At 70.6% G+C, this 26,970-nt stretch carries 24 protein-coding genes and 1 pseudogene; 22 read left to right on the plus strand and 3 right to left on the minus strand.

What is annotated here, in order from left to right; genetic code table 11:
- The first annotated feature begins 40 nt into the window (after window positions 1-40).
- The 18 genes from ACY0MR_RS05360 to ACY0MR_RS05445 all read left to right on the plus strand — a co-directional run bounded on the left by ACY0MR_RS05360 (window position 41) and on the right by ACY0MR_RS05445 (window position 17,588).
- Entirely contained in the window at window positions 41-856 is an 816-nt protein-coding gene (locus tag ACY0MR_RS05360; protein WP_473559466.1) for a DUF317 domain-containing protein, read from the plus strand.
- Window positions 857-874: 18 nt separating this feature from the next.
- A complete protein-coding gene (locus ACY0MR_RS05365) occupies window positions 875-1,459 on the plus strand; it encodes a hypothetical protein (protein WP_473559468.1) in 585 nt (194 codons plus the stop codon).
- A 51-nt stretch (window positions 1,460-1,510) separates the two neighbouring features.
- A complete protein-coding gene (locus ACY0MR_RS05370; protein WP_473559470.1) occupies window positions 1,511-2,758 on the plus strand; it encodes an ATP-grasp domain-containing protein in 1,248 nt (415 codons plus the stop codon).
- Window positions 2,755-3,534: an SPDY domain-containing protein gene (locus tag ACY0MR_RS05375; protein ID WP_473559472.1), complete on the plus strand. Its 780-nt coding sequence runs from the start codon at window positions 2,755-2,757 to the stop codon at window positions 3,532-3,534. Before ACY0MR_RS05370 ends, ACY0MR_RS05375 begins: the two co-directional genes overlap by 4 nt.
- Window positions 3,531-4,148, plus strand: coding sequence for a hypothetical protein (locus tag ACY0MR_RS05380; RefSeq protein ID WP_473559474.1), 618 nt, complete (start codon window positions 3,531-3,533; stop codon window positions 4,146-4,148). The genes ACY0MR_RS05375 and ACY0MR_RS05380 overlap by 4 nt, the downstream gene beginning before the upstream one ends.
- Window positions 4,148-5,674: an SPDY domain-containing protein gene (locus tag ACY0MR_RS05385; RefSeq protein WP_473559476.1), complete on the plus strand. Its 1,527-nt coding sequence runs from the start codon at window positions 4,148-4,150 to the stop codon at window positions 5,672-5,674. The genes ACY0MR_RS05380 and ACY0MR_RS05385 overlap by 1 nt, the downstream gene beginning before the upstream one ends.
- A gap of 48 nt (window positions 5,675-5,722) precedes the next feature.
- On the plus strand, window positions 5,723-7,513 hold the full coding sequence (locus ACY0MR_RS05390) for a type IV secretory system conjugative DNA transfer family protein (RefSeq protein ID WP_473559478.1): 1,791 nt from the start codon (window positions 5,723-5,725) through the stop codon (window positions 7,511-7,513).
- 592 nt (window positions 7,514-8,105) lie between these two features.
- Window positions 8,106-8,426, plus strand: a complete 321-nt coding sequence (locus ACY0MR_RS05395) for a hypothetical protein (protein ID WP_473559480.1) — start codon at window positions 8,106-8,108, stop codon at window positions 8,424-8,426.
- Between the two features lie 5 nt (window positions 8,427-8,431).
- Window positions 8,432-9,148: an SPDY domain-containing protein gene (locus tag ACY0MR_RS05400; RefSeq protein ID WP_473559482.1), complete on the plus strand. Its 717-nt coding sequence runs from the start codon at window positions 8,432-8,434 to the stop codon at window positions 9,146-9,148.
- Between the two features lie 188 nt (window positions 9,149-9,336).
- Window positions 9,337-9,972, plus strand: a complete 636-nt coding sequence (locus ACY0MR_RS05405; RefSeq protein ID WP_473559484.1) for a hypothetical protein — start codon at window positions 9,337-9,339, stop codon at window positions 9,970-9,972.
- 37 nt (window positions 9,973-10,009) lie between these two features.
- Window positions 10,010-10,813 (plus strand): hypothetical protein, encoded by an 804-nt coding sequence (locus ACY0MR_RS05410; RefSeq protein ID WP_473559486.1) that lies wholly within the window; start codon window positions 10,010-10,012, stop codon window positions 10,811-10,813.
- Complete coding sequence (locus ACY0MR_RS05415) at window positions 10,810-11,664, plus strand: hypothetical protein (RefSeq protein ID WP_473559488.1); 855 nt, start codon at window positions 10,810-10,812, stop codon at window positions 11,662-11,664. The genes ACY0MR_RS05410 and ACY0MR_RS05415 overlap by 4 nt, the downstream gene beginning before the upstream one ends.
- 188 nt (window positions 11,665-11,852) lie before the next feature.
- Complete coding sequence (locus tag ACY0MR_RS05420) at window positions 11,853-12,269, plus strand: hypothetical protein (protein WP_473562007.1); 417 nt, start codon at window positions 11,853-11,855, stop codon at window positions 12,267-12,269.
- Between the two features lie 163 nt (window positions 12,270-12,432).
- Window positions 12,433-13,293 carry an adenine nucleotide alpha hydrolase family protein gene (locus ACY0MR_RS05425; RefSeq protein WP_473561704.1) on the plus strand — a complete coding sequence of 287 codons (861 nt, stop codon included), beginning with the start codon at window positions 12,433-12,435 and terminating at the stop codon, window positions 13,291-13,293.
- A 53-nt stretch (window positions 13,294-13,346) separates the two neighbouring features.
- On the plus strand, window positions 13,347-14,576 hold the full coding sequence (locus ACY0MR_RS05430; protein ID WP_473559491.1) for a DNA cytosine methyltransferase: 1,230 nt from the start codon (window positions 13,347-13,349) through the stop codon (window positions 14,574-14,576).
- Complete coding sequence (locus ACY0MR_RS05435) at window positions 14,576-15,700, plus strand: DnaB-like helicase N-terminal domain-containing protein (RefSeq protein WP_473559493.1); 1,125 nt, start codon at window positions 14,576-14,578, stop codon at window positions 15,698-15,700. Before ACY0MR_RS05430 ends, ACY0MR_RS05435 begins: the two co-directional genes overlap by 1 nt.
- Before the next feature lie 15 nt (window positions 15,701-15,715).
- Entirely contained in the window at window positions 15,716-17,035 is a 1,320-nt protein-coding gene (locus ACY0MR_RS05440; protein WP_473559495.1) for a DUF317 domain-containing protein, read from the plus strand.
- 91 nt (window positions 17,036-17,126) lie between these two features.
- Entirely contained in the window at window positions 17,127-17,588 is a 462-nt protein-coding gene (locus ACY0MR_RS05445) for a hypothetical protein (protein ID WP_473559497.1), read from the plus strand.
- A 254-nt stretch (window positions 17,589-17,842) separates the two neighbouring features.
- On the opposite strand, the gene ACY0MR_RS05450 is transcribed toward ACY0MR_RS05445, so the two are convergent.
- The gene (locus ACY0MR_RS05450; protein WP_473559499.1) at window positions 17,843-18,178 is read right to left on the minus strand and encodes a nucleoside triphosphate pyrophosphohydrolase; all 336 of its coding nucleotides are present in this window, start codon (window positions 18,176-18,178) and stop codon (window positions 17,843-17,845) included.
- A 409-nt stretch (window positions 18,179-18,587) separates the two neighbouring features.
- On the opposite strand from ACY0MR_RS05450, the gene ACY0MR_RS05455 reads away from it, so the two are divergent.
- The 3 genes from ACY0MR_RS05455 to ACY0MR_RS05465 all read left to right on the plus strand — a co-directional run bounded on the left by ACY0MR_RS05455 (window position 18,588) and on the right by ACY0MR_RS05465 (window position 20,665).
- The gene (locus ACY0MR_RS05455) at window positions 18,588-18,914 is read left to right on the plus strand and encodes a DUF6087 family protein (protein WP_473559500.1); all 327 of its coding nucleotides are present in this window, start codon (window positions 18,588-18,590) and stop codon (window positions 18,912-18,914) included.
- 178 nt (window positions 18,915-19,092) lie between these two features.
- Complete coding sequence (locus ACY0MR_RS05460) at window positions 19,093-19,509, plus strand: PPOX class F420-dependent oxidoreductase (protein WP_376424975.1); 417 nt, start codon at window positions 19,093-19,095, stop codon at window positions 19,507-19,509.
- A 439-nt stretch (window positions 19,510-19,948) separates the two neighbouring features.
- The gene (locus ACY0MR_RS05465; RefSeq protein ID WP_473559503.1) at window positions 19,949-20,665 is read left to right on the plus strand and encodes a hypothetical protein; all 717 of its coding nucleotides are present in this window, start codon (window positions 19,949-19,951) and stop codon (window positions 20,663-20,665) included.
- A gap of 160 nt (window positions 20,666-20,825) precedes the next feature.
- On the opposite strand, the gene ACY0MR_RS05470 is transcribed toward ACY0MR_RS05465, so the two are convergent.
- Window positions 20,826-21,674, minus strand: coding sequence for a transporter (locus ACY0MR_RS05470; RefSeq protein WP_473559505.1), 849 nt, complete (start codon window positions 21,672-21,674; stop codon window positions 20,826-20,828).
- Between the two features lie 514 nt (window positions 21,675-22,188).
- A pseudogene (locus ACY0MR_RS05475) lies at window positions 22,189-22,536 on the minus strand (MBL fold metallo-hydrolase); the annotation flags it as partial.
- Between the two features lie 519 nt (window positions 22,537-23,055).
- Between ACY0MR_RS05475 and ACY0MR_RS05480 the strand changes: the two are divergent.
- Window positions 23,056-26,955, plus strand: a complete 3,900-nt coding sequence (locus tag ACY0MR_RS05480; RefSeq protein WP_473559507.1) for a hypothetical protein — start codon at window positions 23,056-23,058, stop codon at window positions 26,953-26,955.
- Window positions 26,956-26,970: the final 15 nt, after the last annotated feature.

A 26,970-nucleotide genomic window follows, 5' to 3' on the forward strand; every position in this document is an offset into this window, starting at 1 on the left:
CGGCCGAGACCGGCGCCACCGAATTCACGCAGGCGGGCGCGTGGCTCTGAGCACCTCCCAGCGAGCCTCCTACAGCCGCGACCACCACTCGAAGATCCCGTTCCTCACCGAGCCCCGGCACCTCGCCGGCCCCGGCGACCCCCGGCACGTCACCCACGCGCTGCTCGCCGCCGGCTGGAGCGTCACCTCCGCCCCCGGCGACCCCCGCACCGTGCTGGCTGGCCCCGCCCAGGCCCGTCACCGGCTCGTCCTCGACCCGCTCTCCACCTCCTACTGGCAGATCGAATCCGCCGACTGGAGCTGGTGCGCCACCTTCGGCCGGATGGTGCCCGCCGAGATCGTCGCCGGGTTCACCGACCGCCTCATCGCCGGGACCCCGCACAGCGGCATCGGCCCGTGGGCGCGGATGGAGGAGGCGGGCTGGGTCGTCGAGCGGCGGCCCGACGGCACCGCCGAAGCCTGCTCCTCCGGTCCCCATCAGATACGGGCCGCGCTCGCCAAGGTCTACGAGGACAACCCGGAGCAGACGGCCTGGAGGATCGAAGCCCTCCCGGAATACGGCGGGGCGCCTGTCTGGCGCATGTGGATCAGTGGCGCGATCCCGGAGCACTTGTTGGACGGTCTCGCCGAGCAGCTCGTCACCACCGCCCCCGTCGTCCGCGGCATGTACGACCCGGAGAGCCACGGCGCCCGGCAGGAGCCGAGCGGCCTTGCCCCGGAGGAGGCAGTCGAAGCGCACTTCGCCCGAGTCGACGCCTTCGACCGGCGGGCCCGGCCCAATCGCCGCACCAGGCCTGTGGTCTCCCTGCCCGCACCGACCGCGCCCTCCGCCCCCGCCTCCGTCCCCCTTCGCTGACCTTCGAAAGACCCCCCCGTGCCCCACCCTTCTCCTTCCGTCCCCCCGCCCCCGGACCGCACTCCACTGATCGCCCGGCTCTCCACCTTCCTGCTGCAAGGCGACGCCGTGTTGGCCGCGTGGGAGCGGTTCGACGACGAGCACACCGATCTCGACGGGTGGCCGTACGACCAGGACGCCTACGACGCCCGGCAGGCCGAGAAGGACGCCGCCCTCTGGCGCCGCTTCTCTCCCCTGCGAGAGCAAGCCGCCGCCCTGCTGGACGCTGCCGAGACGTCCGCCGACCATCTCGCCGGGAAGTCCGGCCAGGCCCGCTGGAGCTGGCAGCTCGCTCATCTGCGCGGGGCCCTCGAACGGGTCGACACCGCCCACACCGAGTACGAGCGGGTGGTGACCGATCCGTCCACGAGCGCCGAGGACCTCCTCGCAGCCTCCGCCGTACGCAACAGGCAAGCCTCCGAAGCCCTGGTCGACTGGCTCACCCACGGACGTGCCGTGCTGGAGATCCACGCCGCCACCGTGCGGGCCGGGCAGACCGGCATCCGCCTCACCACCCGCGCACCGCTTGCCGCCACAACGGCATCGCCCGCCCGCCGCCGCTGAACCCCCCTTCTCTCTCTTCCTCTTCCTCACCTCACTTTCTTGGAGCCCTTCGTGTCCCAGCGCCCGCTCGTCCTGGTCGTCGCCCCTGGTGATGACGTGTACCGCGGCTACTGCCTGCGCCAGGTCGCCGACGCCTACGACGTCGCCGTCCTCACCACCGGCCCCCTCACCTGGGAGAAGCCGTACGTCGTCGACCACGAGACGGTGCCGGACTTCGACGACGTGGACGCCCTGCTCAACGCCGCCGAAGCCATCACCACGCGCCGGCCGGTCGCGGGCGTGCTGACCTGGAACGAGTCCCACCTGACCGCGGTCGCCCAGCTGGCCGAACGTCTCGGCCTGGCGGTCACGCCCACGGAGTCGGTCCGCACCTGCCGGGACAAGGCCGCCAGCCGCGCCGCGTTCGCCCGCCACGGCGTGCCCTCCGCCCGCTCCGTCGCCGCCGCGTCCCTCGACGAGGCCCTCGCGGTCGCCGAGGCGATCGGCTTCCCCGTCGTGGTCAAGCCGGCGGCCGTGGGCGGCAGCATCGGCGTCATCAAGGCCGAGACCCGCGAGGACCTCGCCGAGGCGTACGCGTTCGCGACCCGCGGCGTGCAGCAGCACGGCGGCGACAACTGCAGCGTCCTCGTCGAGGAGTACCTGTCCGGCCCGGAGGTGAGCGTCGAGTGCGTCACCTACCAGGGCGTGACCACGCCGGTCGCCGTCACCCGCAAGGAACTCGGCAGCGAGCCGCTCTTCGAGGAGACCGGCCACACCCTCACGGCCGGCGACCCGCTCCTGGAGACCGTCGCCCCGATCGCCAAGGCCGCCGTGCGGGCGACCGGCGTGACCGGGGGCATCCAACACGTGGAGATCCGCCTCACCCCCACGGGCCCGCGCGTGATCGAGGTCAACGGGCGGATCGGCGGCGACTGGATCGGCTGGGCCGTCGAACAGGCCCTCGGCCTGCCCCTCGCCCGTATCGCCGCCGACATCGCCGTCGGCGCCGCCCCCGACCTGACGCCCACCCGCCAGCAGGCCGTCGCCATCCAGGTCCTGTATGCCCCGACGTCCGGCACCCTCGTCCAGCGGAGCATCGCCTCCGGCTTCGCCGAGACGGCCGGATGGGTCCACGGCCCGGCCTGGCTGATGGAGGAGGGCGACGAGGTCCTCCTCCCGCCCGAGGGCGACCTGGACTCCTCCCGCGTAGGCCTGATCGCAACGTACGCCGACACCATCGGTCTCGCCGTCGCCCGCCGCAGCGCCACCAACGGCCACATCACCCTCGCCGTCGACGCTCCTGCCCCGGGCCGCCCGTGACCGAGATCGCCCGGCAGCCCGCACTCGCCCAGGTCTCGCCCCGGTACCTCGCCGGAGGCGGTGACCCCCGCTGGGTCACCGCGCCCCTCCAGCAGGTCTACCGGTGGCAGATCGCGCACCTCCCCCTCAGCCCGGTGGTGCGTGTGATCCCCCGCGACCGCAAGGCCGAGCTGCATCTGTCGCCCGACCTCGACCAGCCCTGGTGGATCCTGCGGCACCTCGGGGCCGGTGAGGAGGAGTCCTGGACGATGTCGTTCGGGGCCCGCACACCGGCTGAGATCATCACGGCGGCGACCATCGCCTACGCCGCCGGTCCCACGCCCGAAGACCTCCTCGATCCCGTCACGGTCCTCGAACAGGCCGGCTGGCCCTCGCGCCACCAACGGCACTTCGACTCCCCCGACGGGCACGTCCACATCGGCCGTCTCGCCAACGGCTCGTGGCACATCAAGGTCACCGCCGGCATGGAACCCTGGCGGACCTCGCAGCAGCAAGTGGCCGTCTGGGAAGCGCACTTCACCGAGCACACCCCGCCTCACGTGGTCGCCGCGTTCCTCACCGACCTCGTCTCCCCCGACCCGGTCCTGCGCCACGAACGGACCATGGCCCCCGCGCTGCGGTACAGCGTCCGCATCCAGCGCGAACGCGTCCCGGCCCAGCAGGCGGAGGCAACGCTGTGGGCCCGGGTCGACCGGCTCTTCCCCCTGAGCACCATCCGCGAGCTACCGCCTTCCCCGCAGCGCCCGGGCGGTCCCCTCCCCCGCCGTACCCCGTGATCACCATCCCGACCGAAGGAACCACCCTGACCTCCCCGTTCCCCTATCGCGCCGACCAGCACGCCGCCGCCCTCCAGGCACTGGCGGTGTTCCTGGTGCAGAGCGAGATGATCCTCGCCTCCTGGGACTCCTACTCCGACGAACACACCGACACCGACGGCTGGCCGTACGACGACGAGTCGTACGGCTGGCGCAAGGTCCAGCGAGACGCACAGACCTGGCGCGCTTTCGAGCCCGTCCGCCCTTCGGCGCGCTACCTCCTCGCCACGGCGCGGTTCCAGCTGCAGCACATCGCCGCCGGCGACATCGAGCCCCGCTGGCCGTGGCAGCTGTCCGAGCTCGCCCAGGCGCTCGACCGCCTGGAAGCTCTGCGCACCGAGTGGGCCAAGGCCCGCGAGGACCGGCGCATCTCCCAGCCGGCGCATGCCCAGTTCATCGACGCTCTGGCCGAACGCAATGCGGAGGCGTGGAGCGAACTGGACACCTGGGCCATCCACGGACACGCCCTCCTCGACCTGCACTTCGTCGCCCTCAAAGCCCCCGCCCCTGCCCCCATCGCCGTCGCGGACCCCACCCGTCTGCCCACCACCAGCCGGTCGGCGGTGAGGCGCTGATGACCAAGCACGAGCTGGTCGACCAGGCGCTGGTGTCCCCCGTCTACCTCGCCGGCCCCGGCGACCCGGCCTGGGTCACCGTGCCTCTGACCACGGTGTCCGGCTGGACGGCGCTGAACGCCCCCCTCGTTCCTCATGTCGTGCTGACCGGTCCCCTTTCCAAGAGCGAGCTTCGTCTGGAGCCGGTGCTGGAGGGGCCGTGGTGGCATGTGTCGCACCGAGACGGCCGCACCGGAACGAACTGGCACGCCTCCTTCGACGGGTCCACGCCTGTCGAGCTGATCGCCGCCGTCACCGACGCCCTGACCCACCCCGGCTACCCCCTGCGGCAGCCGGTCGACCCCTACGAGCCCCTGCGGCAGGCAGGCTGGACCACCGACCCCAGCCGGGGGGCCTTCCTTTCCCCGGAGGGACACGTCCGCGGCAGCCGGAACACCCTCGCCGGCAGCCGCTCCTGGCAGATCATCGCCAGACTCGACGAGGACGACCCCCTGTGGCATGCCTTCCTGTCCGCAGGCACACCCACCGTCATCCTGGCCTCGCTCTTCAAGGCCCTCGCCTCCCCGGAACCGGCACGGCGCTCCGCCGAGCAGATGAAGGGCTTCCCGCGCCGCGGGATCACTCTGGAGTGGGAGCGGCGGCCGGCCGAGCACGTCGGCCGGGCCCTGTCCGAGCGGGTCGACGCTCGCCGCCCGGCGCGCGGCTCCCTCGCCGCCGCCGTCTCCAGCCGGTGGAACCGGTCTCGCCCTGGCAGGGCGGAGGCTTCGGTGACCGACATGATCGACCAGGCGCTCGTCGCGCCCCGCTACCTCGCCGGCCCCGGTGACCCGGCCTGGGTCACCGTACCCCTGCACCAGGCGTCCGGGTGGAGTCACGGCCACGAGCCGCTGCTGCCCCGGGTCGTCCTCTCCAGCCCCGACCAGAAGACGCTCCTGCGCCTCGACCCCGTCCCCGGCGACCAGTGGTGGCGCATCACCCACAACGGGGGTTCAGCCGCAACCAGCTGGTACGCCTCCTTCGGCTCCCGGACCCCGGTGGAGCTGATCGCCGCGGTCACCGACGCCCTGACCGACCCCGCTCCCAACGAGCGGATGATGGCGGACGACCCTCTTCGCGTCCTGCGTCTTCGGGGATGGGAGACGGCACCGGACGGCGAATTCCGCTCGCCGGATGGAGTCGTCGAGGGCGAGCGGCTCACCTTCGCCGGCTCGGCCTCCTGGTTCATCACCGCCGGCCGGAAGGAAGACGTGCCGCTCTGGGACGCCCGCTTCGACGGCCGCACCCCCACCCGCATCGTGGCCGCCTTCACCCAGGCCCTCTCCAGCCCAGCGCCACTGCGGCGGACCCACGAGCAGACCCTCGGTCTCAGCCGGCGCCGGCTCGACCTGCAGTGGGAGCAGGTGCCGGCCGAAAGGCTCGCATCTGTCCTGCCCGCCCGCGTCGCTCGCCTGGCCGCCCGCCGGCCCGGCGCTCCTCCCCCGCCCTCGGCACGCCCGTCCCCGCCGACAAGGCGCCACCCCCGCTGACCATCCCGCCGCCGACCCTGGTGGCACCGTCCAAGGAACCACCGCCCCTTGCCCAGTTCCCCTTCGTCCGGCTCCGACGGCTACGACATAGCCCTGAAGGTGCTCCTCGCCGCCTTCGCCGTCGGTCTTCCCGCCGCCTCCATCGCCTGGCTGAGCGGCAACATCGCCGCCTGGGCGACCGGTGGCCCCTGGGTGCCCTACCGGCCGGCCGACGCGCTCCTGCACCCCGAACAGCTCTGGCCCGCAGCAGGAGAAACGTTCCTCCTCGTCGCCACCCGTATCGTCCCTGTCCTGCTGACGCTGGCCCTCGCCGCCGGCGCGGGCGTCCTGTGGCTCCGGTACAAGAACCGGTCCGGCGGCAGGAAGAAGACCGTCAACGGGATGGCGACGGCCCGCGACATCCAGCCGCTGCTCGCCAAAGCCGTCGAAGCCAAGGCCCGCTCCCTGCGGCCGAGCCTGAAGCACGCCAAGCACATCGAACCCCGCGACGCCGGCATCCTCGTCGGCAACCTCGCCGGGACCCGCCACGAGGTCCGCATGGGCTTCGAGGACGTCGCCGTCGCGATCATGGCCCCGCGCTCCGGCAAGACCACCAGCCTCGCCATCCCCTCGATCCTCGCCGCGCCCGGACCGGTCCTGCTCACCTCCAACAAGGCGGCAGGCGACGCCTTTACGGCGACCTTCGACGCCCGTGCCGCCGTGGGCCGGGTGTGGTCGATGGACCCTCAGCAGATCGCCCACGCCGCCCGCGAGATGTGGTGGAACCCCCTCGCCGACGCGAAGACCCTCGACGGCGCCAACCGGCTGGCCGGGCACTTCCTCGCCGCGAGCGTGGACGCGAGCCAGCAGGGCGACTTCTGGTCCAAGGCCGGCAGCAACATCCTCAGCCAGTTGTTCCTGGCCGCCGCCCTGGACGAGCGGCCGATCACCGACGTGATGCAGTGGCTCGCCTTCCCCGCCGACCGGCGCCCGCTCGACATCCTGCGCGACCACAAGTTCACCGCGGTCGCCTCCCAGCTGAAGGGCACTGTGGAAGGGCCGCCGGAGACCCGGGACGGCATCTACGAGACCGCCCGCCAGTACGCCTCCGCCCTGCTCAACGCCGAGATCGCCGCCTGGGTCACCCCTCAGAAGGACGTCCCCGAGTTCCGGCCGACCAACTTCGTGACAAGCAACGACTCGTTGTTCCTGCTGTCGAAGGACGGCGGCGGCGGCGCGAGCGCGCTGATCGCAGCGTGCGCCGACAGCGTGATGCGGGCCGCGACCGCCCAGGCAGAACGCGCCGGCGGCCGACTCGACCCGCCGATGCTCGCGATCCTCGACGAGGCCGCCAACGTCTGCAAGATCTCGGACTTGCCCGACCTGTACTCCCACCTCGGATCGCGCGGGATCATCCCGATCACGATCCTGCAGTCCTACCGCCAGGGCCAGAAAGTCTGGGGGGACACGGGCATGGACGCCATGTGGAGCGCGGCCACCGTGAAGATCATCGGTAGCGGGATCGACGACCCCGATTTCGCGGACAAGCTCTCGCGGATGGTCGGCGACCACGACGTCGAGACCGTCTCCACCTCGCACTCCGAGTCCGGGAAGTCGACCTCGGTGTCGATGCGGCAGGAGCGGATCCTGCCGGCCGACGCGATCCGCGCGCTCCCCAAGGGCAGCGCCCTGTGCCTGGCCACCGGCATGCGCGTCGCGATGCTCGACCTGCGCCCCTGGTACGCCGAGCCCGGCGCCGACGAACTCGCCGCCGCCTCCGCCCGGGCCTCGAAGGACATCACCGCCCGGGCCCTCGCCAAGACGGCCTCCCGGCAGGACGACTACGACTCAGCGGCGTGACCAGCCGTCCCCGGCCGCGGGTGCACGCCCCCAGCACGTCGCGACCAGGTTCGCCGTGGCCGCCGAATTTCCCATCCCCGAAAGGATCTCCTCCCATCACACCCTCATCCACCTCGGACACCGCCGCACCCTTCCGGGTCCTCGCCACCCACTTCGCGAAACTGCGCGCCCAAGTCGACGCCGTGGACAAGGCGCCGGGTCCCGGGCTCCTCTCCACGGTCACGCCGCTCCTCCTGGAATCCCAGCAACTGACGAGACAGCCCGTCACAGCGTTGTCGCGGCTCAGCACGAGCGAGTACGTCACCGTGCCCGGCAGCCGCAGCACCCTGGACACCCTCACCGCCACCGTCTCCAGCGCGGCCCTCGTGACCACCCACCTCGCCCAGGCCATTTCCGTCAATCCTCTGATCGGCGCGAGCCTTCCCGGCGCGGCGGTCGACGAGAAGGCCGTCCGTCAGGCCCGCGAGACCGATGCCGAGAGCGGCATCGTGGAGGCCTGGCCGAAGCCCTCCACGACCTCGACCTCACCGCCACCTGCTGCTCCTACGCCGCCACCAGCATCGGCCGCGCCCTCGAACGCGCGGAGGCAGCCATGCCCCTGCCCAAGCTCAACACCAAGCAGACGACCGCCCTTGAGGACCTGGCCCAGAGCGAAGGGCGACGGTACGAGGACAGCTTCGGCCGCAAGACCAAGGTCTACGTATCCGGCGGGTCCTCCGTCCATCCGGCCACCTTCGCCTTCTTCGAGAAGTACCGCCTGGTCCAGGTCGAGGCCGACACCTCCGACCGCCAGGGCCAGCGTGTGACCGTCACGGACCGCGCCCGGCGGCTTCTCGCCCAGTCCCGTCCGGCCACCCCCACAGGCCGGCCCGCTCCTGTCGCACACGGGGCAACTGCCGGACGGGCGAGGTGAGCGCCATGACCGATGAGCAGGGCCGATTCCTGGTCTCACCGCGGCACCTGGCCGGAGCCGGGGACCGTCTCACCGACGTCCTCGGGCCTCTGATCCACGCTTTCGGATGGTCCTGGACTCACGATCGGGAGACCGGACAGGTCACGGTGGTCAGTCCCGACGACACACTCCATGTCGACTTCTCGCCGTCCCGCCTGGACGGTATGTGGTGGACGATCGCGCGCAACGACCTGGCCTGGAAGATCACCGCTACGCGGCAGACGCCGCTGGAGGCCCTCGCCAGCATCACCCAGGCGCTGCCCCAACTGCTGGGCGACATGCGGCATTCGGACCGCATCCCGCTGACGGAACGTTCCGTCGCCGACATCGCCGACCTGTACGACTGGACCGCGGGCGCAGGGTCGTACACCTCTCCCGACGGGCACTGCACCATGCACGACACGCCCGGCCAGCCGTGGCGGGTGGAGCACGCCGTGTTCGACGGATTCGACACACACTGGGCCGTCCACGCCACGGGCGCCGTCCCGGCTCAGCTCCCGGCCCAGTTCCTCACCGTCCTGGCCACGCCCGACCCGGTGGAGCGCACCCTCGCGGACGTCCCGTACCTGGCGCGGAGCGAGGCCCGACTGACCTCGCTCACCGGTCTCCCCTCGGGGCTCGGGGCGCAGGTCGTCCACGCCCTCGGAGATCTGCCCACCAACGGGGAGGGGCGCCGGCGATGACAAGCCCTTCGGATTCCCGCCCGTCTCCGCCGGCCGAGCTTGCCCCCGCCCACGTCCTGCTGCTGGCAGAGGAAGTCACACGGGTCCGTGATCAGCTCGCCACGCTGGAGTTCCACCGACCGGCCGCTCCGTCGGAAGCCCTGGCACACGCAGGACGCGCCGATGACCTCGCCGATACCGCGAGGGCGGTGAGGACCGAGATCGGCAAGGTCCAGCTCTACGTGAGCCCCGCGGTAGAGGACGCGTACAGCCGCATCCGGCTCCTGGAGACCCAGGCGGCCCTCGCAGGCGAGCACCTGCGGCTGGTCCACGCCTACCTCGTCCAGGTGTCGCCCCAGGAGCGCGTTCACCGGCCCTACCCGCGCGGCCGGGTCCTCGACACCCTTCTCGAAGCAGGCCACCATCTGCGGGAAGCGTCCCTGCTGACCTCGCTCGCTGCCTCCGACGCCCTGCGTGCCGCTACGGATTTCGCGGGTGCGCTACGCGCCCAGAAGCTGATCGACGGCAGACCGCAGGCGATGTCGCCCACGCAGTACCAGGCGCTGCGCGCCATCGCGACCGGACGCCTGAGCGTCGAGGACACCGGGGGCTGCGAGTGGGCGTGGATGAGGGACGCGTCGTTCTCGATGGCCACGGTCCGGTCCCTGGAGTCACGAGGCTGGGTACGCCGGGAGGCACATCACCCCTGGCCCGGGGCGCGGACCGCCCGTCTGTACCTCACCGAGGCCGGCCGCATTGCTCTCGCCTCCTGGCTCGGCCGTGTCCCCGTCGCCTCCCGCCCGGCCACACTCGCCACCCGGGCAAGCCGGACGCCCGTCCGCTGAGCCGTACTCCCACTCCCCGATCCGAAGGCAGCCCCCCATGTCCCGTCACCTCCCTCAGGCCCCCCATTACGAGGTCTGCCTGCAGATGCTGACCCTCGCGACGAAGGCCGCCGAGTGCTTCGACGTGCTCGACGACCGCTCGCTGGCTTCTCCACAGGCGACCGGGCGGATCGCCCAGCAGGTCACGGCGGTCACCTCGCTCGCCGAGGACGCCGCGGCCGTCGGCACGGCCCACCTGGGCCTGCCGATGTCCCTCATCGACCACACCGACCACACGGTCGCCTCCCGGCTGACCCAGCTCCAGGTGGTGGCGAAGGCGGCAGCCGAAGCCCTGCAGCGCGCCGCCGAGAGCACCGACCCCGTCTCGATGACCGCCGCGGACACCAGGCTGACCCATGTACAGGCGGCCCGGGACCTGCTTGCCACCGCGGCCTCCGACCTCCTCGCCTGTGCCGAGCGCGTCGCCGCCGAGATGGAGCGCTATCGGAACAACTACGCCGTCCCCGAGGCCCACCACCAGATGACCGCCGACCAGTTCAAGGCCCTGAGGCTCATTGCGACCGGGGTCGTCTCGATCGACGAGGAAGGCCAGCCCTGGGTGGGAATGGACAAGACCGCCGTCCACCCGAGCGCGATCCGCGCTCTCGACCAGCAGGGGCTGATCAACCCTGTGCCCTGCGCTTCCTGGGCCGAGGAGATCCGCGTCCTGCCCAGCCCGATGGGACGGCTCGTCCTGGCAGCCACCCTCGGCCGGCCGGAGCACCCTGCCGCCGAGGCGCCGTCGGTGCCCAGCCCTCCGCCGGCCGGGCCCGTTGCCTCCGCGGCGAGAGCCCGCCGATGACTGCGGATCACCCGCAGGAAGCCGGTGCGCGATACGCCGGGCGGTCCCCCGGCGCGACCGTCTCCTTCATCGAGCAGCTCCTGTCCTTCGGGACAAACCACATCCTCCAGCACGACCTGCTGGCCTCACCGGCCCTCACCACCCCCAAGGGGGCCCCCGAGATCGCCGTCCGAGCCGCCACGGCGCTGTCCCTAGCCCGGCAAGCCCTGGACCTGCAGGAGGACCTCGCCGGCCTGCCGCTCCACCAGGGCCAGACCTTCAGGTCGGTCCAGGCGCGGCTGCGGCAGCTCGCCATGCTCGCCACCGACTCCAGCGAGGCCCTGGCCAACGCCGCCGGCGCCCTCGCCCCGGTCCGCAGGATCACGAGCCTGGAGGAGCTGGGCGCCCCGTGGGCGATGGAAGCCCGGAGGCTGGCCCGGGACGCCGTCGCCGCAGGCCGCGACTTCATGGCCTTCGGGGCGCAGGACTGCCTCGCCGCCGCGGAAGCGCTCGCCGCCGACCTACGGCAGCGGGGTTCCTGCCCCTCGAAGCGGCCCGCGGGCCTGTCGCCTGCTCAGCACGCCGGCCTGCGGGCCATCGCCCTCGGTCATGTCGCCGTGAGCGACGACAAGACGGTGCACCTGCACGGCGCGAGCCGCCCCGTGGCTATCGCCACGATCCGCTCCCTGGAAGCACGCGGCCTGACCACCCGCGAGGTCTCCCCGCTCCACTGGTTCTGGTCCCGCTGCATCCCCACACCAGCCGGGCACCGCGCCCTCGCGGCCACGCTCACCGCCCCGGCCCCCTACCTGTCGGCGTCCGCCCCGGCCTCCCGGCCAAGCCGCCCGACCCCGCACACCACGAACCTCTGACCCCTGGCGAAACGCCGAGGTACACACCCACGGAGATTCCCCTGACCACCACCCTGGCACTCGCCCTCTACGACACAGCCGGCCGAATCGACCGCCTGCGTTTCCAGCTCCAGACGCTGCCGCCGGCACCCAAGACCCCGGCAGCGGACAGCGTCTCCGCACTCATCGTCGATCTGGTCACCATCACCATGGACGTGACCACCCACATCAAGAGCTGCTTGTCCGAGCTGTCCGCCGGCACCTCGCCGAAGACGGCGCTCAGGGCCTACAACGGCGCGCTGGCGCCGCTGGGCGAGGCGCTGACAGAACTCGGCCGCATGCATGCCGAGATCACACACTGGAACTTCAGCGCAGACGCCACGCGCCAACTCGGCTCGATGGGGACGGTACTTCCGTCCCAGCGCGTGATCGATGCGGTATCCGGCTGCCGTGAGGCAGTCGACGAGATCCTCGACGCGACGGCCATCGACCTCCGGACCAGCGCGACCGAGCTGGCGTCCCCTCCCTCGCTTCTCCGGTCCGGCGCTCCCGCACGCACGCTCCCCGCCACCGGCCCCGCACCGGCTTCGCCTCCCGCTGTCCTCCCCGCAGCGAAACGCCGTTGACGCCACCGCGGCAAGCCCCGGCCCCGTCCACGCCCCTTCCTCGCCGAGCCCGCTCCCGCCCCCAGGAGCCGCTTCTCCGCCCCCTCATCCAAGGATTTTCCAAATTTCCACCTCGCCCCAGTTCCGCGCTCTTTCCCTTGGCGCCGGCGTCCAGTCCAGTACCCTGCTCGCCCTCTCCGCAGAAGGAATTCTCCCGAAAGTCGATTACGCGATCTTCGCCGATACCGGATGGGAGCCCCGAAGCGTCTACGCACACCTTGACCGTCTCGAACAGGAAATCGCCGCACCGGCCGGAATACCCATTCTCCGGGTCTCCTCCGGAAACATTCGCAACGACGCTCTGGACCCCGATCACCGCTTCGCTTCGATGCCGCTCTACATCCTCAACGCGGACGGCCGACCTGGGATGACCCGGCGCCAGTGCAGCGGGGAGTATAAGGTCAAGCCCATCAAGAAGGAAGTCCGCAAGCTCCTCGGATACCCCTATCCGAGGCGGGTCCCGAAGGACGTCTTCGTCGAGCAGTGGATCGGGATATCCACCGACGAATTCCATCGCGCCAAGGACGCGGACGTGAAGTACATGCGCAACCGGCACCCGCTGATCGACATGGACTGGACGCGCTCCGACTGCATCCGCTATCTCACCTCTCTCGGGCTCGCGGACACCCCGAAATCGAGTTGCCTGGGCTGCCCGTTCCACGGAAATGCCCAGTGGCGACAAATCCGTGACACCTCGCCCGACGAATGGGCGGACGTCGTCGAGTTCGACGCCGCGATCCGGAAGGGCAACGCCCGCGCCAACGCGACGGGGAACGCCCTGCTGGGCCAGGCGTTCCTGCACCGCTCGCGCGTCCCCCTCGGCCAGGCCCCGATCGACCACGTCACCAGGGCCGAGCGCGCCGCCTTCGACGCCGCGGCGGAAGCCGAGGCCGACGCCGCCGAACTGGGCGTGGTGAATGGCTGCTCGCCCTGGAGCTGCCGGGGGGACGAGCCGGAGCAGGACGACTTCGGACTCGCGTCGTGATCCCCCCGAAGGGGCTTGTCCTTGATCTTTTTGCTGGACCTGGTGGTTGGAGCGTGCCTCTGCACCGCTTCGGGATCCGGGACGTCGGGCTGGAGTGGGACGAGTGGGCGTGCCGGACGCGGGCGGCGGCCGGCCTGCTGACGATCCGCACCGACGTGGCCGCGTATCCGGTGCACGTCTTCGCCGGCCGGGTCCGGGGGTTCATCGCCTCGCCCCCGTGCCAGGCATGGAGCCGGGCGGGAAAACGGCTCGGGCTGCTCGACCAGGACCTCGTCCACCAGGCGGTCGCCGACCTCGCCGCCGGCATCGACACCCGCACCAAGCTCCTGGCCGCCTGCCGGGACGAACGCTCCCTGCTCGCAGCCGAGCCGATGCGCTACCTCCACGCCCTGAATGCCGTGGGCGAGCCGGAGTGGGTGGCCATGGAGGAGGTGCCCGACGTGCTGCCGCTGTGGAGGCAGTACGCGCAGATCCTGAGGTCCTGGGGCTTCTCCGTGTGGTGCGGCATCCTCAACTCCGCGGACTACGGGGTGCCCCAGACCCGGCGGCGGGCGATCCTGGTCGCCTCCCGTGTCCGTACCGCCGCACCCCCGACGCCGACCCACGCCCAGGTCGCCGAGCCCGAGAGCCTCTTCGGACCGGACCGCACCCGCTGGGTGTCGATGGCCGAGGCTCTGGGCTGGGGGGCGACCGACCGGCCCGTCCCGACCGTCTGTGCCGGCGGCGGGCCCGGCGGAGGCCCCGAACCCTTCCCCTCCGGGGCCCGCAAGACCCTCGTCGCCGCCCGGGCGCGCGGAACCTGGACGGCTCCCCCGGCCGTCGAGGACGTCGTCCTCAAGCCCCAGACCCGCGGAGCGGGGTGGACCGCCCGTCATGGTGCCCGCGGCGACAGCCCCGCCACCGGACCGGCCCCCACCTGCACCGGGAAGACCGGCCACTGGATGTGGTCCCTGCGCAGCAACAACCAGCCCAACGCCACCGTACGGCCCCTCGACGAGCCGGCCGGGACGCTGTTCTTCGGGCACCGCGCCAACGAATGCACCTGGATCGCCACACCAGTCCCTGCCGGGAACGAAGACGCGCCGACTCCAGCGCCGATCAGGATCACCGCCGCCGAGGCGGGCATGCTGCAGACCTTCCCCGCCGACTACCCGTGGGCCGGGAACAAGGGCCAGCAGTTCTCCCAGATCGGCAACGCCGTCCCCCCGAGGTTGGCAGCGCACATCCTCGCCCCACATCTCGACCGCACCCTCACCACCGACGACTTCACCCTGGCCGCCTGATGTCCCACAGCCCCGATCCCAACGAGGACGACCTCGGCACGATCCCGGCGTCGCACCCGGTGTTCCACGCCGAGCAAGCCCTCCTCGGCGCGCTCCTCTTCGACCCACGCGTCCTCGGCGACGTGACCGGCATCTCCGCCGACTCCTGGAGCACCGCCGCGCACGCCAGTTTGTTCGCCGCGATCAGCACCCTGCCGCCGCCCGATCCCAACAAACACAGGAAGACCACCGCGTGGCTCACCCAGGTGCTCGCCGCGGCCCGGGAGGAGGCACGCGGTCTGAGCGCTTCCTACCTGCACACCCTCATCCAGGTCTGTCCCTGGCCCCGGCACGCGGCGGCCTACGCGCGGATGGTCGAGGCCGAGCACGCCCGCCGCCGCCTCCGGGACGCCACCGGCCTCCTCGTCCAAACGGTCCACGACGTCTCCCTGCCGGAGCCCGTCGAGGCAGTGCTCGCCGAGGCCGACGCGCTCGCCGCCGTGGTGGACGACATCGCCACACGCTTCCCGCCCCGCGCCGGCATCCTGCCCCGCACCCCGGTACCCCCGCCGAACGCCGCGGCCGACCCCACCGAAGCGGTGGAGGAGGAGCAGCTCCTGCTCGCCACCGCCACCGCCCGCCCCGCCGACATCGAGTCCGTGCGGTGGCTGCTTGCCGAGGACTTCACCCAGCCCCTGCACGCCGGCCTGTGGCAGTGCCTCACCGCCCTCGCCCGGCGGCACGAGCCCGTCGACCCCGTCACCGTCCTGTGGGAGGCCCAGCAGCGCGGCCTGCTGCACGACGGAAGTGAGCCGAGCGGCGTACTCCGTCTCCTCGCCGAGCCCGCCGGGTCCGTCGGGCACTGGGGCCAGCGTGCCCTCACGCGCTCGCTCTTGGCCGCCGCCGACCAGGCCGGCCGGCGCATCCAGGCGTACTCCGACGACCCGATGAACACACCGTTCCAGCTCGTTGCCGGTGCTCGCCGGGCCCTCGCCGACATCGGTGCCATCCGCACCCGCTGGCAGCACGCCACCGGGCACTCCCTCCCCCCGCCGGCGCGAGCCGCGCGCGCCAGCCCCGCGGCCCGCCGCGCCCCCGCCGTCTCGCCGCCGGCACGTCCCGTCGCCGCCGGCCGGACCCCCTGACCCCGAAAGGCCCCGATGCCGTACGCCCCCGCCAACGCCCACGTCCACTTCGCCCTGCACCCCGATCACCATCCCGCCGTCATCGCCACCACGACGGGCCCCACGGCCGACGCCGCCCGCTCCCACCTGCACGACCTCGGATGGCGCAGCACCAGCCCGGCCACGATGGTGCTGGCCCGCATCGACTGCGAAGAGCCCCACTACACCGCCCAGGCCGCCGAGCAGCTCCGGCGGTACGGCTTCACCACCGAGATCGGCCCCGCCCTCCAGGAGGAGATCGCCACCGAGTGGACCTGGGCGAACTACCCCATGCCCTGGTGCACCCGCGAGGAGATCCGCGAGGTCGGCGCCGCGGCCCAGCGCATCCACGACGACATCGCCGAAGGCCGCCTGGTCATCCACCTGCACGCTCACGACGGGCACACCACCGTGGCCGTCGGCTCCTACAAGGAAGGCGTCCGGCGGCACGTCCACCTCCACGGCGAGGACCACCTCCACCAGGAGACCGACATCGCCTTCGGCACCGAAGCGGAGGCCGTCGCCGAGTTCCACCGCCTCTACGGCGTCGCCGTCCGCCCCGGCCCCGCCCCGCTCACCAGCCGAGAGCAGGCCGTCCGCCAGCTCCTCGCGGGCCAGCCGCCGTCCGCCCCCGAAGAGACCCCTGCCCCCGCGGCCGAACCGCCGGTCGCGGAGCCCGGCGAGCACGAAGCATTCCTCGCCGCCCTCTTCGACGAGGACCGCCAGTGGGAGAGGTACCGCCCCTTCGACGAGACGACCGTTGCCTCCCACGAATCCCTCACTGTACGAGTGGAGTTCGACCACGAAGCGCGCCACCGCACCGACGTCGCCTGGACGATCGCCGAGTACGACGGCCCCGTCGGCGAACGGTTGTGGCACGCCACCCTCACCGTCGGTACCCCCGTCCCCCTCATCCACACGATCCTCCAGTACCTCGATGCCCCGCCGCTCAGCACTGCGGACCACCCGGACGACGTCCTCCACGGCGCCGCCTGGCGCCCAGCGAGCCACCCCGCCCGCACCACCTGGGCGGCGCCGGACCGGACCATCGTCTTCGAGTCCACCCCGCACGCCACGGCGGACCGATGGGCGCTGTACGGCGGGGAGGGCCTCGACCGGGCATCGTGGACCATCCGCCTGTCTGCCGGCGTTCCCCACGCCCTCCTGGCCGAGCTCGTCGGCACCGCCGCCGACCTGCTTCCGTCCCCCACGCAGCCGAGCCCCAGGCCGCTTCCGGCGCCCGCCCCCGCCTCGCGGTCGGCTGCCGAGCCTCCCCTTCCGGCGGCCGTACCTCAGGCACGGCCGCTGCGCAGGTGACGGTCCCACGCCGTGAAAACGGATCCGAGGCAGAACAGCCGGCCACGGCTGTACGCCCAAGCCCCTCAAACCATCACAGAAAGAGCCATCCATGATCAGCTGGGGAGACAACATCGTGGTCACCGAACCCGCCCCCACCCTGGCAGGCCCTGCCCGCTACCTCGCACCGAAGATCATCGACGAAGAACTCGACGAGATCACCTCCCTCCTAGGAGCCTTCGCCATCTTGCTCATCACTTTCGCGGCCGGCGGCACCGCGGGTGAGCTTGCCGCGTTCTTCCTCGGCGAAGGGGCCCGGGCACCGGTCTGGGTCGCCTCCGACCTGACCGTCGCCGTCTGCGTTGCCGCTTCCTATCGCCTCGTCGCCCGGCACGGGCTGCGCTTCCCGGACAGCCAGCGCTCCCAGAGAACCATGGCCGCGGTGGGCAACGTTGCCTTCACTTGCCTGCCCGAGGACCTCCGCGCCGAGGCTGCAGAGCACCTGCGCGTGATGAACGCGGCCGGCCGTCTGCTCCTGTCGCCCCCGACGATCAGGAAGCCCGAACAGCGCTGAAGGAGGAGTACGGGCATCTGCGGGACCAGGCATTCGCGTCCGGAGCCGTGCTCGCCCAGCACACACACAAGGTCGCTGACCTCATCAAGGCTGATAGAAAAGGCTAGGAATCCAGCCGGCGTGTGGTGAGAGGACGCACCTCGGCCCTTCGAGCAGTCCCGGACCCCGCCGGCAGTCGGCGTCGTCGTTCCCATGGTCTTCTCTGTCGGAATTCATGGCGGCCTGTTCGAGGTGTCGGCGCCCGGCCTCTTGTGTCAGCGGTTGCCCATCCAGACGATCCGTCCGGCGAAGCTGCCTCGCTCGCGTGCCTTCGCGACGCGGATCGCTTCCAACTGCTCTGAGCTGAGGCCGAGATCAGCAGCGAGCGCGAGCAGCACCTCCGCCACGTCGGCTAGTTCGCCGGGCGCCGCCCCTTCGTCGGCGTCCAGGAGCTCCGCGACCTCCTCGCGCAGCTTCTCCAGGAGTCGGGCCCGGTACTCCTCGGGCCCTGCGATGTAGGTGACCGGTTCGGCTCCCTCGTTCCGGATGATCTGCGGGATCCGGTCCCGTACCAACTTGCCGGTCCCAGGGCTCGTCTCGGTGCCTGCCATCAGACCTTCCTCAGCTCAGTAAGGGGCCGCGGGCGTCCGTCTGCCCTACGGAGACAGGAACGCGTGCCGCCGGCCGCGTTGTTCCGCTCCGCCTCGGCCGGCCGGAGCGGACGGGATGAATCATGTCGTCCTGCCCACGAGATACCGACCGCCGAGCGCGTCCTGCAGGTCGCAGGACCGGGCCTGGCTGGGCCGTTCGGCTGCGCGAATGGATTATCCCGGGCGAGGATGGAGGGTCTTGTCGTTTGCCCGAGCACGCCAAGCTGACGAGAGGGAAGTGGTGGAAAGCACGCCGGGCCGAGCGGGCCCCCTCCCATAGGGGCGGCAGCGGTGCGGAGTCTCCTGGCGATCATCACCCGCGGGGGTGACTGGGTGGCGGCCCGGACCGCTTCTCAGCCACGGTGCCCTGATGCAGGATGACGAACCGCTGGAGGAGTGGGCTCGCCGGCGCGACGCACGCCAGGCCGCCTCGAAGGGCAAGCGACGCGCGGTGCCGCTCAGTGACGGCCCGCACCGCGGGGCCCACGTAGACCCTGACGCCCCGAGGGCGATCGAAGAGTGGACCGGCACCGAGTGGACGGTCGTCGGCGTCGTCAAGGACTTGGCCGCCGCGAAGGCCCTGTTGTATCCGCCGCCGCCCGTGCAGGAGAAGCCCACCGAGTGGGACCGGCCCGCCATGGGCAAGGGACGCGGCCGGCACCGGAAGCCATCCTCAGCTGAGGATCCGGACCAGTAGGCCCGAGGTTCATCCCGGCCCCGCATCCCTCACCCGTCTCGAAGCCGCCCCCGATTTCGCCCCCGGCCTCGCTCGGCCGCAGCACCTGATCCCCTGATGTGGATAGCTTCGCGTTACGGTCGAAGCGACCTGCACGGCGCCTCCGGCGTCCGAGCCATCGCACCGAGGAGATCGACCGTTGGACACTGCCCCCCTGCCCGCCGACGGGGACCTGTTCTGGCAGGAGCGCCGGACCTGCTTCCTGACCACCCTCCGCCCCGACGGCTCCCCCCACACCACCCCGGTCGGCGTCACCTACGACCCCGAGACGCGGATCGCCCGCGTCATCACCGACGGCGGCAACAAGAAGGTCCGCAACGTCCGCGCCGCCCTGGCCGCCGGGACCGACGCCCGGGTCAACGTGAGCCAGGCCGAAGGCCGACGGTGGTCCACCCTCGAAGGCACCGCCGTCATCAAGGACGACCCCGCCACCGTCGCCGACGCCGAGCGCCGCTACACCGAGCGGTACAAAACCCCGCGCGTGAACCCCAACCGGGTCGTCATCGAGATCACCGTCACGCGCGCCCTGGGGCCCACCAAACCCTCCGGCTGGTAGGGATTGCTCGGCTACCGACCGGTCCCCGTAACGTGCAGTGGTGGGCCGATGTCTGCTGCGTGCGCAGGCGGCATACGCCCAACCTCTGATTTTCATCAAATACCGCCCCAGATCAGAGCGCTCGCGCGAACATAAACCCATGCCAGTAATGGGACATCACACAGAGGCGATACGCACTCATTGGCGCAGGGTGTACTTCCCCATCGGTTTCGTAGCCAACACCTGGGGAAACACGCTTTACGGAACACCGTGGAGGACGGAGGGGGCTTTCCTGTTCTTCGGTGGATTAATCCTGGCATTTTACGGGGCGCGCTTCTGGCGTGGCGCCACCCAAAACTGGGGCCCCTGGCAGAGAATACGCACCCGAGTCGCTCACCGCTGGAACCAGTCCATCGCCTCCAGGTGGAACGAGCCAGCCTGGCAGGAACGCTGGCGGGGCGTGAAGATATTTGCCTGGGGCATCGGAACGATCCTTGTCGCCCTGTACGCCTGGCGACTTCTCAATCGCCTCGCCACCGACCCGCGGGAGTTGGAAAACAGCAATTTCCTGCCCGTGCTCCTGCTCCAGGTCGCTTGGATGACGCTTCCCTTCTGGCACCAGTGGGCCGATCCGGCGGAACCGTCCGATACTCAATTGCTTGGTCGGATGAGTGCACGCATCTGGCGTGCAGCGATCAGTCGCACCGTAGGGAATGCGGCAGGAATTTACTTCGCCGGGCTCATCGTATACATGGCCGTACTCAATAGTCGCCCCTCTCTCGTCGTTCCAGTTGCCGTCACACTGGGAGGCGCAATGATCGGAGCCAGCAACCGGACATGGGCACGATTGCGAAAGATTTCCACCCAACTCTACAAGAACGCCCGGGAGCTCGAACGCGATCTACAGCAAATCGAACTCGCAGAAGACGGCGAAAAACGGAAGGAACGTGACGCGGCCCGAAGGTCCTGGGATGCCGTAGAGATCGACCTGAGGACCAATGTAGACACGGGGTACGCGTTCCTGGGAATTCCGTTCCTCCCCTCCGAGGTAATCGTTACCCTGCGAGAAAAGGTGGAGCAGGCAATCGAGGGTGATCAAGTGGCACTGAAGGACGCAAGGGAGGACCTTGCAAAGATTCTCGAATCTTGCGAAGGACGCCTCGACTCAGCGGCGTGACGCTTGCCCACACGCAAAGCCGGACCGAGGCTGGGCGCAATATAGGCGAGGATCCCCGGTTTCCGAAACCGGGGATCCTGCGGAGGATGGACGACACCACCGCCACTCCCCCGCCCCTCCGTCGAAAGGGCCCCCACCGAGATCCTCGCCCCACCACGCGCTACGCAGCGACGTACGACAGCCGGAACAGCTCCAGTGCCCGCTCCACGTCCTTCTCGGAGCGCAGCTGGACCTCCAGGTCGCCCGTGCCGTGATGGCCCAGTCCCGTCACGTCCCGGGTGAAGCCCGGCACGAGTTCCACCGTGGCCGGCGCGACCTTGAGGTACACCAGCAGCTTGTCCTGCCGTCCAGTGACGCAGGCGAAGTTCCGCAGCCGCTGGTAGGCGTCGTACTGCTTGCGCTCGACCTTCGTCACGCCCTCGCCCAGCCCGAGCAGCACCTCGTCGACCACGGCCGCGAGCTCCGCCATGGCGTCGGTCCGCCGGCGCGGTGACGTGCCCCGTCCGCCGCGCAGGCACTGCCGCCGCGTCCCGCCGCCCTGGGCAGCGACCGACGCGACCGTCTCCAGCGCGATGTGGTGCTCGCCGAGCATGGTGTAGCGCACGAGGTCGATGGACCGCCGGTGCTCGCGCACCGCGTGCAGGTCGTAGCGCGTGAAGCCGCCCGCCACGCAGATCAGCCGGGGCGTGCTCCACAGAACTCCGGCGGCTGCCGCCGGCCCGAGCCGCTCGCGGACCAGGGCCTCGAACTCCTCCCGGTGGTCCATCAGCCAGGCCACGTAGAACAGGCCCTGCGACAGCACGCCGGGGTCGGTCGCCCGCTTGTACTCGACGATCACCGGCGAGCCGTTCTCGTCCAGCCCGAGCGAGTCGATGCGCCCTCCGTGCACGGGTCCGGTGCTGTACTCGGTGGCCAGGAAGCGGACCCCGAGCATGGGCTCCATCGCGCTCTCAACGAGCGCCTGCACATCGGCCTCAGCCTCAGCCAGCCACGGCGTGACCTCGGTCACGCCGTTTGCCGTGTCGAACAGTTTCAGGTCCAGCCACCCCCCACTCAGCGATTGCCGAGCGAGAACGTCGCGGAGGACCAAGATTATTTCCCGAAAGGCACTCCCCGCCCCGCCGGACAGAACTAGACTGGCATGTGACCCAAAAGGGACATCTAGACCCCCTGGGACATGCTTGGGGCCTCGCCTCTAACGGACTTTCAGATAAGCCGCTGACCCCGAAGCCGGTGCGGGCTCCGTTGAGCCAATTCCAACCCGACGGTTTTGGCGGCGTGTTGAACAGTTCGGGGGACACCATCCAGCCTGCTCCGTCTACAAGGTCAACCCTCCACGAAGCGCGTTCGGACGACAACCGGAGACGAACCCGCTCTGGTCGGCAAGGGCACGAAACGTGGTGTGTTCACCGAAGGCTCCCGCCGAGAGGGGCCGTCCAGAGCGCGCACCACACCGTCGCGCTCCTCGCCCGAGAGACGAGCCAGCAGGGCCACGACCCTGCCCAGCTCATCCTCACCCGACGTCACCGGTCACCAGCCAGGTCGAGATCCCGCTCGGACGCCTCGGCAGGAATCTGCGCCGGCTTCGGCCGGCGCCACGGACGAGCGATCGGCTGAGACACCCCGCGCCACCAGGTATCCGCGGGCAGCTTGCCCGCCGGCTCGAACGGCTCACCGGGACGGGGGAACGCCACCGCCTGCCCCGCCTCCTCAGCCGCGTCCTTCGTCCACTCCCCCGGCTCCGCCCACGGGTGCGGGGCCAGGTTGAAGGTGGCCCAGTGGATCGGCAGCATCACACCGGCCGGAGCACCTCCCTGCAGGTCAAGATGGGCCTGGACCCCCTGCGCAGGCGTCATGTGAATGTCTGGCCACGCCCCAGGCATCGGCGTATAGTCCGTGTGGTTCTTGGGCCAGAAGCCGTTCTTGATTCTTGGAGTCACCAGAGGCCTGCCCCGTCGGCGCGCACTGATCCACCGTTCCTCCTCCCCCCGTGAGCGCGCTTTCGTGAACGCCCGTACGACCCGTCGCGAGGCGAACGGATACAGCGCGCGGGACAGCCGCCCGGTCGGGATACGCCTTCAGCGCGTCCGCCTCGACCTGGTCGGCGGCAAGTCTCCAACGCAGCTTCGCCGCCATCCCCTCCCCCCGCGTACCAACAGCAGGCCTCGGGGAGCGGAGGCACCCACTCCGCCGGATCCCGATCGGCCTTCACCCCCTTCAAGCGTGCCGTCACCGCAACCAGCGACGCCGCAGCACTCTGATCGTTCGCGTACGCTTCGCGACGCTTCGGCTCGGACCACCTCACCCGCATCCTCCGTGTCAGAGGGTCCGGCAGCGAGGGCGAGGAGAATGGTCCCGCACAGGTCTCAGTGAGGCGGAGGGGGCGAGGGGTGCTGTACGAAACCGCAAAGATGGCGCTGGAACAACTCACGGACGATCGGGCCCTGGAACGGGTGGCCCTGCGAGTGCTCCGGAAGCGCTACCCCCTTCTCCGCCTCACCAGCGCCACCGGTGACACCGGCCTCGACGGCTACGATCGCCCCTTGTTCGAGGACGAGATCGACGTCGCGCTGTGGGTCAGCCTGCAGGCTACGTGGACCACGAAGCTCACCATCGAGTTGGAGAAGCACAAGCAGCACGGACGTACCGCGCCGGCCATCTTCGTGACGAACCGTTCGACGAACGACATCTCGAAGAAGAAGCAGAGGGATCGGGCGAAGAACGACTTCGGCGTGAACCTGGAGATCATCGACCTCGGCGATCTCGTCGTCGAGCTTGAGTCGGACGACCTGCGCCGGGTGGCCGAGGACGAGCTGGGAGTCCGCCCGCGCCGGCCCAGGGCCCTGGCCACTGCGGAGGTGTACCTGGATCGGCTCTCCCGCACGGTGCCAGGGATGGCCGCTGAGCTCCGCGGCACTGCCGAAATCGGGAATCAGCTCCGCGCCCGGCTCGCCCCGGAGTCTTCTGAGGACCGGGTCGTCGTGGTGGAGGGCCCTGGCGGCTGCGGGAAGACCAGGATCGCGATCGAGACGGCCCGGTCCGTCGCCACAACCCTGGTCGTCCCTTCTGGGGCTCCCTTCACGCTTGACTCGTTCACAGAGGTGAGGTTGGACGCTCCGTTGATCCTCGTGATCGACGACGCCCATCGCAGCCAAAGCCTGTCCGCGGTGGCCGCGATGCTCGCCGACCAGCGGTTCGACCGGGTCCGACTGGTCCTCACTGTTCGCCCGGGCCAGCGCGACCGGACGCTCTACGCCGCCGGAGCCGAGAACCACGTCGGCGCCCCAGTCGTACTTGGCCGGCTGGACCGCCCGGAGATCGACACCATCATCACGGACCACGGGATTCAGCGCGACGAGTTCCGCAAGGGCGTCATCACCCTGGCCGGTGGCAATCCCTTGCTCGCCCACACCGCCTGCCAGGTGGCCCTGTCCAATGGCAAGTTCGACTGGGGCGACGCCTCCGACCTCCTACGGGAACTGGTCGCCGACAGGCTCCGGGCGCTGGACGACCCTGGCCTGCACCGGACGGTCGCGGTCGGCCTCGCTCTGCTGACCAAGGCCGGCGACCTGACAGGGCACCACGGAGGTCAGGACATCGCCGTTCTCCACGGCGCGGTCTCCGGTTTGCCATCTGAGCCCGACCGGCTCGACCGGATCCTGGACAACCTTGCCGACGCCGGGCTGGTGGACACACCGCCCTACACCTTCCGCCCCGACCTTGCCGCCGCCGTTGTCCTGGCCGACGCCCTCACTCCGGGGGCCATGATCCGGCTGGACACCAACGCAGCCCTGCGCCGCCTGGCCACCCACTCGGGTCTCGCCCCAGGGCTCACCCCGCAGGAGCACGCGGACGTTCTGGAAGCCGCGACGCGGCGGCTCGACCCGCAAATCGGCGTGCTGGCCGCCGCAGCCCGCGACAGCGGCAACCAGGCCGCTGCCTCGGCGATCACCACCTTCGTGCTCGGCCTGCTCCCCGAAGACGCCCACCTCGGCCACTGGGCCAGCGTCGTTCGCCTCGCTTCCCAGGCCGCCCCCGCTGATCCGACACTTCTCGCGCAGCTCACCGAACGGCTGGTCCGGCGATGGCCGGTGCCGGCCTCCGAGCAGCTCTGGGGCGACACAGATGCCGTCTCCTACTATCGGTTCGAATTGGACCGCCTATGTGAGGAGTTCGCCCGACTGGCAGCGCGCACCAACCCCGAGACCACCCCGGCGGCCGTGGCATCCGTGCTGGACATCGCTTGGCTGGTGGATGCCGCCCGGCCTGTCTTCGGCGGCCACCAGCCCGACACCCTGCTGCGCACGTTCCAGACCTGGACAGGTCCAAGCAACTGGCACAACGGACAAGTACTGATGGACCGCCGAGGCGCTCTGCTCGGCGCGATCTCGCGCTGGGTCCGCGACCGCACCGACGAACCACCACTGGGACTCGACCCCGCAGATGCGGCCAAGCGGGGCCCCGAGTCCGTCGCCCGTGTCCTCCTCGCGGCCCTGCAGCCCTACCTGACTGTCACTGTCGAGCTCGTGCAGCGCGGAACCCCCGGGCAGGCAAACACTCTCAGCATCAGCACCGCAGCGCTTCCTGACCTTCCTGAGACCCGGTACCAGCTCGACCAGGCCCTCGACCTACTCGAACCGCTGCTCGCCGAACCGGCCTTGCACCGGCCCGAGCACCTGAACCTCCTCAACGCGCTGGTCGCCGTACCCGAGCAACTGCGCCAGGCCGCTGGCCGCGGCCTGCCCGGCAACCACCACCAGAAGCTGCCCGCGCACGCCGAAAAGGTATTGGTGGAGGCTGCCTCGAGGTTTGCCGAGAAGATCGCCGCGCGGTGGCCGGACCTTCCGCTGTCCGCTCGGCGACGGGCGGTCGAGGCCGCGCTCGGAACAGGCACCCGCCGGACCGACCTTGCAGGGGCTGCAGCCAAGGGTGAGCCCATCGCCGTGGCGGCACTCAGCGACCCGGGGCTATTGCACCTCCTCGTCGTTCAGCCGCCCAACACCTTCACCGCCACCTGGGCCGAGGACGTCGCAACTCAGAAGTCCACCGCCGTCACGCTGGCCGGCCAGCTGACCACCGCGCAGGCCATCGGCCTGCTGGAAGCAGCCGATCCCTCCTTCTTCGGTACGGCGTACGAGGTGCTCCCGGCCTTCGCCGCAGCGGTAGGCGAGAGTGCGACTGACGCTGATCCCGTCCTGGACCGCATCGCCAGCGGGTCACTGCCAGGGGATGCTGCGCTGCTGGTCGGCCTGGCGACCCAGCACACGGACCGTGTCTGGCAGTGGGTTTCGGAACATGCGGGTGACGCCAGGCTCGCGGGGCTCGCACTCGCGATGGCGGACGATCACCCCGAACAGGAAGCGCAACTCCTTCGCGCTCTCGCGGACGCGGCAACCGGAACCGAGGCCGCCGAGCCGGCCGCCATCTGCACACAGGTCGCCCGGCACATGTGGCGCTGCACACGGTCAGCCGAGGACCGGCTGGAGCGCCTGGCCCTGCTGGGCACCCATGGGCCGGATCAGGCGGTTCCTGCGGTACTGGAGGCGATCGGTACGGTGCTCCACTCCAACACACCGGTAGACCCCGCAGCGGTGGACGGTTGCGTGGCCGTGCTGGAGCGGGGGCTCACCACCGTCACCACCGGCCTCCTGAACAACGACAGCCTGGGCCTCATCAGCCACGGAGTAATCCAAATCGCTCGCCGGTCGCCTGCGCGGTTTGCCCAGGTCCTGGCAGGACATGTCCTCAGCGGTCGCCGCCTGCCAGCTCCCTGGACGGAGCACCTCGAGAGCCTCGACATTGCGGTGCGTAACAAGATCACCGCCGCCTTCGAGCAGCGCTGGTCGACAGCACCGGCCACCGCCCTCAACGACTCCGTCCAAGACGCACTGTGTGAGACGTTCACTACGATCGGCAAGGACACCGACGCCTGGTCGCGAACACTAGTCGAGTGGGCCGACGGACCGCCGAGCGCACGCCGTCGAGCAGCGAAGGCGGTTCACCTGGCCTGGTCGAGCAGTACCTGGGTACAGGTTGTCCCAGAGCTCCTGGTTGCTGGCCTGGCCCCTGAAAGCCAGGACCTCATCTTGCACGGGCTGGCCGCGGTGAACGCCGTCTTCACCGACTTGGACGCCGTGATCCGCCCTCGCCGGGAGGCTGCGGAGAAGCTGAAGTCCCACCCCGACGCCTTGGTGCAGGCGTTCGCCACCACCGCGCTGGAACGCCTCGACAGTTCCGCCTCGGCCTTCCGGGGCATGCAGCAGCGCAGCCGCACCGGCTACCCCACCTGATCCGGAACCGCCACT

Source organism: Streptomyces sp. JN8 (assembly GCF_055808075.1).

Coding starts and splice junctions, on each gene's coding strand:
- ACY0MR_RS05385 (WP_473559476.1), top strand. CDS start 4,148: ATGACCAAGCACGAGCTGGTCGACCAGGCGCTGGTGTCCCCCGTCTAC.
- ACY0MR_RS05395 (WP_473559480.1), top strand. CDS start 8,106: ATGCCCCTGCCCAAGCTCAACACCAAGCAGACGACCGCCCTTGAGGAC.
- ACY0MR_RS05400 (WP_473559482.1), top strand. CDS start 8,432: ATGACCGATGAGCAGGGCCGATTCCTGGTCTCACCGCGGCACCTGGCC.
- ACY0MR_RS05410 (WP_473559486.1), top strand. CDS start 10,010: ATGTCCCGTCACCTCCCTCAGGCCCCCCATTACGAGGTCTGCCTGCAG.
- ACY0MR_RS05415 (WP_473559488.1), top strand. CDS start 10,810: ATGACTGCGGATCACCCGCAGGAAGCCGGTGCGCGATACGCCGGGCGG.
- ACY0MR_RS05420 (WP_473562007.1), top strand. CDS start 11,853: ATGGACGTGACCACCCACATCAAGAGCTGCTTGTCCGAGCTGTCCGCC.
- ACY0MR_RS05435 (WP_473559493.1), top strand. CDS start 14,576: ATGTCCCACAGCCCCGATCCCAACGAGGACGACCTCGGCACGATCCCG.
- ACY0MR_RS05440 (WP_473559495.1), top strand. CDS start 15,716: ATGCCGTACGCCCCCGCCAACGCCCACGTCCACTTCGCCCTGCACCCC.
- ACY0MR_RS05445 (WP_473559497.1), top strand. CDS start 17,127: ATGATCAGCTGGGGAGACAACATCGTGGTCACCGAACCCGCCCCCACC.
- ACY0MR_RS05450 (WP_473559499.1), bottom strand. CDS start 18,178: ATGGCAGGCACCGAGACGAGCCCTGGGACCGGCAAGTTGGTACGGGAC.
- ACY0MR_RS05455 (WP_473559500.1), top strand. CDS start 18,588: ATGCAGGATGACGAACCGCTGGAGGAGTGGGCTCGCCGGCGCGACGCA.